General features: G+C 73.3%; 8 protein-coding genes. 3 read left to right on the plus strand and 5 right to left on the minus strand.

The window, feature by feature from the left end:
• Positions 1 to 25: 25 nt before the first annotated feature.
• The 4 genes from VF612_RS10640 to VF612_RS10655 are packed head-to-tail and all read right to left on the minus strand — an operon-like array spanning position 26 to position 5,691.
• Positions 26 to 697 (minus strand): ATP-binding cassette domain-containing protein, encoded by a 672-nt coding sequence (locus VF612_RS10640; protein WP_408659826.1) that lies wholly within the window; start codon positions 695 to 697, stop codon positions 26 to 28.
• On the minus strand, positions 694 to 1,566 hold the full coding sequence (locus VF612_RS10645; RefSeq protein ID WP_408659827.1) for an ABC transporter ATP-binding protein: 873 nt from the start codon (positions 1,564 to 1,566) through the stop codon (positions 694 to 696). The genes VF612_RS10640 and VF612_RS10645 overlap by 4 nt, the downstream gene beginning before the upstream one ends.
• Positions 1,566 to 4,712 (minus strand): FtsX-like permease family protein, encoded by a 3,147-nt coding sequence (locus VF612_RS10650; protein WP_408659828.1) that lies wholly within the window; start codon positions 4,710 to 4,712, stop codon positions 1,566 to 1,568. Before VF612_RS10650 ends, VF612_RS10645 begins: the two co-directional genes overlap by 1 nt.
• A gap of 10 nt (positions 4,713 to 4,722) precedes the next feature.
• Positions 4,723 to 5,691, minus strand: coding sequence for an EamA family transporter (locus VF612_RS10655; RefSeq protein WP_408659829.1), 969 nt, complete (start codon positions 5,689 to 5,691; stop codon positions 4,723 to 4,725).
• A gap of 69 nt (positions 5,692 to 5,760) precedes the next feature.
• On the opposite strand from VF612_RS10655, the gene VF612_RS10660 reads away from it, so the two are divergent.
• Positions 5,761 to 6,684 (plus strand): LysR family transcriptional regulator, encoded by a 924-nt coding sequence (locus VF612_RS10660; RefSeq protein WP_408659830.1) that lies wholly within the window; start codon positions 5,761 to 5,763, stop codon positions 6,682 to 6,684.
• 12 nt (positions 6,685 to 6,696) lie between these two features.
• Here VF612_RS10660 and VF612_RS10665 read toward each other — a convergent pair whose 3' ends face one another.
• Positions 6,697 to 7,071 carry a VOC family protein gene (locus tag VF612_RS10665; protein ID WP_408659831.1) on the minus strand — a complete coding sequence of 125 codons (375 nt, stop codon included), beginning with the start codon at positions 7,069 to 7,071 and terminating at the stop codon, positions 6,697 to 6,699.
• 55 nt (positions 7,072 to 7,126) lie between these two features.
• Here VF612_RS10665 and VF612_RS10670 point away from each other — a divergent pair, with 55 nt between their 5' ends.
• Entirely contained in the window at positions 7,127 to 7,864 is a 738-nt protein-coding gene (locus tag VF612_RS10670) for a Type 1 glutamine amidotransferase-like domain-containing protein (protein ID WP_408659832.1), read from the plus strand.
• Positions 7,861 to 9,081, plus strand: a 1,221-nt coding sequence (locus VF612_RS10675) for a DEAD/DEAH box helicase (RefSeq protein ID WP_408659833.1), incomplete at its 3' end; no start/stop codon positions are given. The genes VF612_RS10670 and VF612_RS10675, both read left to right, overlap by 4 nt.

Below are 9,081 nucleotides of genomic sequence, written 5' to 3' on the forward strand. Positions count from 1 at the left end.
GTTTAATACCGTGCCCGTTCACGGCTCACCCTGCCCGGTCGTCGCGCACCCAGTTGGAACGGCCCTCGTCCAGCCGCAGCTCGGCGTCGCACATCGCGGCCGCCTCGGGGTCGTGGGTGGCCACCAGCACTCCGGCCCCGCGTCGCGCCTCGGCCCGCAGCAGCCCCATCACCCGGCCGCGGTTGGCCGCGTCGAGTTCGCTGGTCGGCTCGTCGGCGAGCAGGTACGAGCCCTGCTCGGCCAGCCCCCGGGCGACCGCCACCCGCTGCTGCTGGCCGCCGGACAGCTCCTCCAGCAGCTGGTCGGCGGCCTCGTCCAGGCCCACCGCCAGCAGCGCCGCCTCGGCGCGGGCCCGGGCGTCGGCCAGCCGGGCGGCGATCAGCGGCATCGCCACGTTCTCGATCGCGGACAGCATCCGGAGCAGGGCATTGCCTTGCGGTATCAAAACGATCCGGCGCCGCACCGCCTGGTCGCGCCCGCTGACCGGCTGGCCGGCCACGCTCAGCGTCCCGGCCGCCAGCGGGACCAGGCCGGACAGCGCACCCAGCAAGGAGCTCTTGCCCGCCCCGGACGGCCCGGTGACGGCAACCAGCCGGCCCGGTTCGAGCACCAGATCGGTCGCCCAGACGGCCACCTGGTCTCCGTAGCGGACCTCGATGCCGGTGGCGCGCAACGCCTCGGCAGGCGCGGCGGTCACGGCCGGGCTCCCGGCGGCCGGCCGGCGGTATCCGGGCCGCGGGGGTCCAGCAGCACCGTGCCGTCCGGATTGAGCTGTACCCGCAACAGGGTGCCCGGCGCGATCTGCTCCCGGATGTCGGGTGGCAGCTGCAGCGAGCCGTCCCGGCCGAGCACCGCGAAGTCCTCGCCGCCGTGCCCCTCGGCGCCGATCCGGCCGTCCCGGATGGTGATGGTGCGCGGCATCCGCGCGGCCACCTCGGGGTCGTGGGTCACCGTGATCACCGTCGTGCCCACCGACCGGTTGATCGAGTTGATCGCCTGCAACACCTCGTCGCGATAGCGGTGATCGAGTTGGCTGGTCGGCTCGTCGGCCAGCAGCAGGCCCGGCAGCGTCGCCATCCCGACCGCGACGGCCAGCCGCTGCAGCTGCCCAGGGGTGAGTTCGGCAAGCCGGTGGTGCGCACAGTCGGCCAGCGACAGCAGGTCCAGCACCTCTACAGGCCGGGGCAGCTCCCAGGCGCCCAGCCGGCGAGCTGCCTTCTGCGCGAAGGCGACGTTCTGCGCGGGCGAGGCGTAGCTGAGCAGGTTGCGCGCCGCGCCCTGCAACACCGCCCCCACCTCGATCGCCCGGAGCCGGTCGAGCTCGGGCTCCTCCATCGCGGCGAGGTCGTGCTCGCCGACCCGCAACCGTCCGGCGCTGGGCCGCTGCACGCCGGCCAGCAACGTGATCAGGGTCGACTTCCCCGAACCGGACGGCCCGAGCAGGCCCACCAGCTGGCCGGCCGGCACCTCCAGGTCGACGCTGGTCAGTGCCACCACGTCGTTGCCTTCCAGCCGGTAGATGTGCACCAGGCCGTGTGCCGAGACCGACAATCCCCTTGCTGTCATTAGCCCTCCCGCAGCACAGCGGGTGACACGGCGCGCAGCAGCAGGACGGTGGCCACCGCCGCGGCGCAACACAGCAGCGCCAGCACGGCGCCGGCCGCCAGCAGGGCAGCCGGCCACGCGGCGCCGTAGTCGGGCGGCGGCACCGCCGCCGGGCTGACGAACAGCGCCACCCCGGGCAGCGCCAGCCGGGCCCCGGCCACCCCCACCGCGGCGCCGGCCAGCGTCCCGGCCAGCACGCCGAGCAGCTGTTCGGCCAGCACCGCCCGCCGTAGCGGAGCCAGCGGCAGGCCGAGCAGACGCAGCGCCGCCAGGTCATACCCGCGTGGCCGGCGGGCGGTGACCGCGACGATGACGATGACCAGCGCGGCCAGCAGGGCGGCGATCAGCCCCGCTGCCAGGGCCGCCTTGATCGACCAGGCCGGTGGCGAATCGTCATATACCGCCTGGCGGTCGGCGGCCGTCGAACGGCCGGTGACCGACATCCCGGCGGCGGTCAGGTCCTGGATCAGGCGCCGTTCCCGGCCCGGGTCTGCCGTCCGCAGCCAGATGCTGCCGGTGCTGTTGGTGAGCAACGGCTGGCTGGCCGCGATCGCCAGGTCCAGGTCCAGCAGCAGCGCACCGGAGCCCATCCGGGGCAGGTAGGGCAGTACCCCGACCGGTTGGCAGCTGGCGGACTCGCCGTCGATGCCGTGCATCTGCACCGTGGAACCGGCATCGCCGGTCGGATCGCCGGCGCCGGCGAGCAGGCACGGCGGGCTCACCGGTACGTGCAGGTGCTGCAGGCTGGCGTCCGAGCCGTGGCTGACCGCCTGCAGCTGCAAGCCCCCGGACGGGATCGTGCTCATCGAGATGGTGGCGGCGGTGCCGGCCGCGGCGGCCGCTGCCTCGGCGTTGCGCCAGTCCACGGCCCGGCCCAGCGACACCGGCTGCCAGCTCGCCGGGCCGGCTGAGCTGGTGTCCATTCCGAGCAGCTGGATCGACGCCTTGACCGCCAGGAAGTCACCGACCGTCCGGACCAGGTTGATCCGGCTCAGGGTGCAGCCCTGCTCGCAGCCAGCCATCGGCGCGCTCGGGCTGCTGCCCGCGGCGCCGGCCGCCGGCAGCCGCACGGTGGTCACCGAGCTGTCCGGACGGCGCAGCACCAGCCGCAGCGTCACCGGCTGCGGCTGGTCGGCCGTGGTCGGGTCGTCGCTGGCAAGCCGGACGGCGCCCAGCCGCAGCCGGACCGCGCGGCCGGTGAGCACGATCGGGGCCGGCGGGTCAGCCGGGGCCAGCCGGTCCAGCAGCGGCTGCGGCGGCGCGGCGTGGTCGAAGCCCCAGTCGGCGATCCGGTTCAGCCGGCGGGGATCCAGGGCGAGCGCCGGCGTCGCGCCGCCGTCGGGACGCTGGGTGATCACCGCCATCGCGTAGCCGCCCTCGGGGTCGGCATCGGCCACCACCGACCGGAGCTTGGCCGCCGTCGGAGCGCTGACCTCCAGCACCACCGCGGCCCCGACCTCCGCCCCGGCCCGGGCCGTGCGGTTGGCCGCCGCGACCTGCCACTGGTCGACGCTGGACACCAGCAGCGCCACCGCCACGCACACCAGGGTGAGGACTTGCCGGAAAGCCGGCCAGCGGGCTGCCTGCAGGGCGGTCACCGCGGGCACCAGCCGGCCGCGCCAGAACGCCCGGCGCCCGACCGACCGGGCCGCCCACAAGGCCAGCCGGCCCAGCAGCAGGCCGGCGAGGATCGCGATCAGGCTCGGGGTGACCAGCGCCAGCGCGCTGGTGCGGTTCCCGGTCAGGGCCACCACGAGCCCGGCGACGGCAGCCACCGCGAGCGCGGCCTCGGCCGTCGCCGCGCCGCGGCCGGCAGCGCGCGGCGCGACCGTACGCAGCAGCTGACCGATCGGTTGCGCCGCTGCCCGGCGGGCCAGCAGCGCCGCAAGCGCCAGCTCGACCACCGCCACCGCGAGCCCGGCCAGCAGCACCGGCCACCGCCACTCCGGCTCGACGCCGGGTGGCAACCACCAGCGGCACAGCAACCAGCAGCTCACCCAGGCCAGCAGCAGGCCGGGGATCAGCGCGCCGGCCACCAGCACGGCGATCTCGGTGAGGTAGGGCCTGGCCGCGGCACCCTGGGGTTGGCCGCGCAGCCGGGCCAGCGCGAACTCCGCACGGCGCTGGTTGACCCCGACCGCCACCACCAGGCCGAGCACCACCAGCACCACCAACGCCAGCTGGACGGCCAGCGTCGGGATGATCAGCCGGCTCTGCCGCCGGCCGGCATCGGCCTGCTCCAGCAGGCCGACGAGCTCGGAGCGCACGCTGCCCCGGGCCGGATCCCCGGACGGATGGGCGGCCTCGATCCTGGCCTCGATCGCCGCGATCGCCTGCAGCAGCCGCCGGCTGCTGTCGATGCCGATCCTCCCCGCCGGCACCGGCAGGTCGGCGAAGTACCGGAACGGCGTGCTGCTGCCGGCCGTCGACGACCGGCGGGCGTCCTCGAACGCGGCGACGCCGGCCGGTGACAGCAGCAGCGCATCCGAATGCAGTAGGTCCGGAATCTCCCCGCGCGGCTCGTGGATCACGCCGGCCGCCGTCGAGTAGGCGCGGTCGAACCAGTAGTCGCTGGCGGGGTCGAACGGCTGGTACAACCCGGCCACCCGAGCCGCGCCGATCGGATAGGCCGCCGAGCCGCCGCGGCCGGTCAACCGCAGCCGGTCGCCGACGCCGACGTCCAGCGCCCGGGCGGTGGAGCTGCTGACCAGCACCTCCCGCCCCGTCGCCGGGCAGCGGCCGGCGGTGATCCGCAGCTGGCCGCAGATGTCGTCCCGGCCGACGGCGACCGCGTCGAAGCTCGAGCGCGGCGCGACGACGGACACATCGGTCTCGAAGCCGGCCACCGGTGTCGCGAACAGGTCCCGGTCCTGGCCGGCCGGCAGGTAGGACCGGACCTCGCCGGGCGAGCTCGCCGTGATCGTGAGGCCCCGCTCGGCAGCGCCGGTATGGCCGAGCTGGGCGCGGATGGCGGCCTGCTCCACCGCCCGCCCGTACATCGGACCCGCTGCGCAGGCGGCGATGGCGGTCATCGACAGCAGGGCGACCAGCACGGACTGGCCGACCCGGTGGCGCAACGAGCGCAACCAGAGCCAGCCGCTGTTCATGGCCGTCAGGCTAGCTCGACCGCGCGGACCACCCGGGGGAAATCCGATCGTCCCGGGCCACGGCGGCCGGGCGCAGCAGCACCACCGCCGCCAGCACGATCGCCGCGCCGACCACCTGCCCGGCGTTGAACCGGTCGCCGAAGACCATGATCGCCGAGCCCGCGGTGACCACCGGCTCCAGGCAGGACAGGATGGCAGCCGTCGAGGCGCCGACCAGCCGCAGCCCGGCGAGGAAGCAGCCGATCGAGATCACGCTGGACACCAGCGCCATCGGCGCCAGCCACAGCCAGCCGCTCGGGTGCGTCGGCAGCTGCAGGGAGCCGGTGCTCAGTCCGAACGCGGCCACGCTGACCGCGGCGCTGCTGCACACCAGCGCCGAGAGCAGGTAGACGTCGAAGTCCTCCGGCAGGCCGTTGGCCGCGGTGATGTAGAGGGCGTAGGTGAGCGCAGAGCAGAACGCCAACACCACCCCGGCCGGGGCCATCGGGCCGTTCGAACCGGCGTAGCCGAGCAGCAGGGCCAGTCCCGTGATCGAGCAGCCCAGGGCGGCGAACTTCCGCCGGCTGGCGCTCTCCCGTCGCAACGCCAGCCCGAGCACCACGACCAGAGCGGGGTAGACGTAGAGGATCTGGCCGACCAGCGAGGCGTTGATCCGGGTCAGCGCGGCGAAGTAGCAGGCGGCCTGCACGGCGTAGCCGAGACCTCCCAGCGCCAGGCAGCTGAGCAGCAGCCGCGGCCCGGGCAGCGCCGGGCGGCGGATCGCCACGATCAGCCAGAACACCAGCGCGGCGATGCCGAACCGTCCCGCCAGCATCGAGCTGACGCTGAACCCGGCAGCGAAGCATTGCTTGCCGAACAGCGCGGCCAGGCCGAAGGCCACCGCCGACAGCAGGCACAGCCCGACGCCGAGCGGGGAGGCCGGCCGGCCGGCTGCGGGGTTGACCGCAGGCGCGGGGGTGTCAAGGGCAGTCCGGCTCACCGGTCAACCATAGAAGCGTACGACTGATCGAGGTAGCCTTGGTTTCCTTCACAACACAAAGGAATTCCCTTGATATCTCTCCACCAGCTACGGTGCTTCCTGGCCACCCTGGAGCACGGCTCCTTCACCGCTGCGGCCGCCGAGCTCGGGCTTGCCCAACCGTCGCTCTCCGAGCAGGTCCGGCTGCTGGAACAGGGGCTGAAGGCGCCGCTGTTCGACCGGGTCGGCCGCGGGCTGCTGCCCACCGAGGCGGCCCGGGCGCTGCGGCCACATGCCGAGCGGGCGCTGACCGCGGTCGCCGAGGCCGGTCAGGCGGTCGCCGCGGTGCGCGAGGTCCTGGAGGGCACCATCCGGTTCGGGGTGTTCGGAACCGCCCGGCTGTACCTGGGCAGCGCGCTGGTGGCCGATGTGCTGCGGGCACATCCGCGAGTACGGCTGGAGCTGATCGGCCAGAACTCGACGGAGGTGCTGCAGGATCTGCGGCAGGGCAGGCTGGAGGCGGCCGTGATCGCGCTGCCGATCGCCGATGAGGGGCTGCAGGTGCAGCCGTTGATCCGCGACGAGGTGGTCTATGTCAGCGCCGACCCGCAGCGGGTGCGCAAGCCGGTGACGGCGGCCGAGCTGGCGACGGCATCGCTGGTGCTGTCGGAGGCCAGCTGGGGAAACGAGGACTCCACCCGCCGGCAGCTGGCCCGGGCGGTCCAGTCGGCGGGTTCGACGCTGCGGCCACGCATCGAGGTGGAGGACATCGAGACCGCGCTCGAAGTGGCAGCGCTGGGCCTGGCCGACACGGTCACCGCCCGAGGGCTGCTGCACCTGCTGGGCGACCGGCTCTCGCCCCAGCTGCGGTGGGCTCCGTTGCGGCCGCGGATCTTCGACGAGTTCGCGATCGTGCATCGCCAGGGCGCCACCCTGTCCCCGGCCAGTCAGGCGATCGTGACGATCGCGGCAGCCCGGATGCAGGCCGTCGGCGCCGCGGTGGCCGGCCGGTAGCTCGCCTGGGCGTCAACGCGGGTCCCTGCGCAGCGGATGCTCGGCCGGCACCTGCACCAGCACGATCCGGACGCCGTCGGGATCCGCGATCCACATCTCGATCAACCCCCACGGCTCCAGCTGGGGGGCGCGCAGCACCGGCGCCCCCAGCGCGGCCAGCCGGGCATGCTCGGCTCCGACATCGCGCACCTGCAGCCACAACTCCAGCCCGGACGGCGATCCACCCGACCCGTGGCCGGACACCTCGAGCAGACCGTTGCCGAGGAAGAACACCTGCCCGGACGGGAACTCCCGGTACACCGCCAGCCCGAGGATGTCGCGGTAGAACTGCTGGCTGGCCGCCAGGTCACTGGGGTGCAGCAGGAGCCGGCTGCTCAGAACGTCCATGTCCGCCATGATGCGCCCTGCGGTCCAAGCCCGCCGGGTCGATAGATTGCAATCCATGACGGCAGCCGAACCCACCATCCTGGCCACCTCCGGCGGCCTGGCCCCTTCGCGCCGGCTGCGCTGGGAGGTCGGTCCGCTCACCGACTACGCCGTCGAGCTGGCCGGCGTCAGCGGACGGGCGCCGCGGGTGTGCTTCCTGGCGACCGCCATGGGGGACAGCTCCGAGCTGATCAAGGACTTCTACGCCGCCGCCGTGCACCGCGGCTTCACCCCCAGCCACCTGGCGCTGTTCCCGATGCCCAACATCGACGATCCCCGGGAGCTGCTGCTGAGCCAGGACGTGATCTGGGTGTTCGGCGGCAGCGTGGCCGGGCTGCTGGCGATGTGGCGGCTGCACGGGATCGACCTGGCCATGCGCGATGCCTGGCAGGCCGGCGTGGTGCTGACCGGCGTCTCGGCAGGGTCGATCTGCTGGCACACCGGGGGAACCACCGACTCGTTCGGCCCGCGGTTGCGCGCGGTGACCGATGGGCTTGGCCTGGTGCCGTTCTCCAACGGTGTGCACTACGACTCCGAGGAGCAGCGCCGGCCGGTGTTCCACTCCCTGATCGCCGACGGCACGTTGGGTCCGGGATACGCCACCGAGGACGGCGCCGGTCTGCTCTACCGGGGCAGCCGGTTCATCGAGGCGGTCACCGAGAAGGCGGGCAAGCTCGCCTACTACGTCAGCCGGTCCCCGGACGGCACGGTCACCGAGCAGCCGCTGGACACCCGTCTGCTGAGAGCGCCGTGACCCGGCCCGAACGGTCCCTGGCGGCGTTGCTGGATTCCGGCGCCCTGGCCGGCGCCGATGCCGACGCGGTCTATGACGCCTTCACCGGATGGGCCGCCGGCCAGGGGCTGGAGCTGTACTCGGCGCAGTCGGAGGCTCTGATCGAGCTGCTGTCGGGGTCCAACGTGATCCTGTCGACCCCTACCGGCTCGGGCAAGTCGCTGGTCGCCACCGGAGCTCACCTGGCTGCCCTGCTGGCGGGCGAGCATCGCAGCGACGAAGGAGCGAGGAGCGCAGCGAGTTGGCGGCCGGTCTCCCGGCGCAGCTTCTACACCGCCCCGATCAAGGCGCTGGTCAGCGAGAAGTTCTTCGCGCTGTGCGAGGTCTTCGGGTCCTCCCGGGTCGGCATGATGACCGGGGATGCCAGCGTCAACGGCCAGGCGGAGATCATCTGCTGCACCGCCGAGGTGCTGGCCAACCTGGCCCTGCGCTCGGGCAGCGCCGCCGATATCGGCCTGGTGGTGATGGATGAGTTCCACTACTACGGCGACGCCGACCGGGGCTGGGCCTGGCAGGTTCCGCTGCTGGAGCTGCATCGAGCCCAGTTCCTGCTGATGTCGGCGACCCTGGGATCGGTCAGCTTCTTCGCCCACGATCTCAGCCGCCGCACCGGACGTCCCACCGCGGTGGTGAGCTCGGCCCAGCGTCCGGTGCCGCTGTTCCATCACTACGTCACCACCCCGCTGCACGAGATGATCACCGAGCTGTTGAGCACCCGCCAGTCCCCGGTCTACATCGTGCACTTCACCCAGGCCTCGGCGCTGGAACAGGCCCAGGCGTTGACCAGCATCAACGTCTGCACCCGCGCCGAGAAGGATCTGATCGCCGCTGCGATCGGCAGCTTCCGGTTCAGCTCGGGCTTCGGCAAGACGCTGTCGCGGCTGGTGCGCCATGGCATCGGGGTCCACCATGCCGGCATGCTGCCCAGGTACCGGCGGCTGGTCGAGCAGCTGGCCCAGGCCGGGCTGCTCAAGGTCATCTGCGGCACCGACACCCTCGGGGTGGGGATCAACGTCCCGATCCGCACCGTGGTGCTGACCTCGCTGAGCAAGTACGACGGCCGCCGCAGCCGGCAGCTGCAGGCCCGGGAGTTCCACCAGATCGCCGGCCGGGCCGGCCGGGCCGGCTTCGACACCGCCGGGACCGTGGTGGTGCAGGCGCCCGAGCACGAGGTCGAG

It is taken from the genome of Jatrophihabitans sp. (assembly GCF_036388195.1).
Taxonomy (GTDB): Bacteria; Actinomycetota; Actinomycetes; order Mycobacteriales; family Jatrophihabitantaceae; genus Jatrophihabitans_A.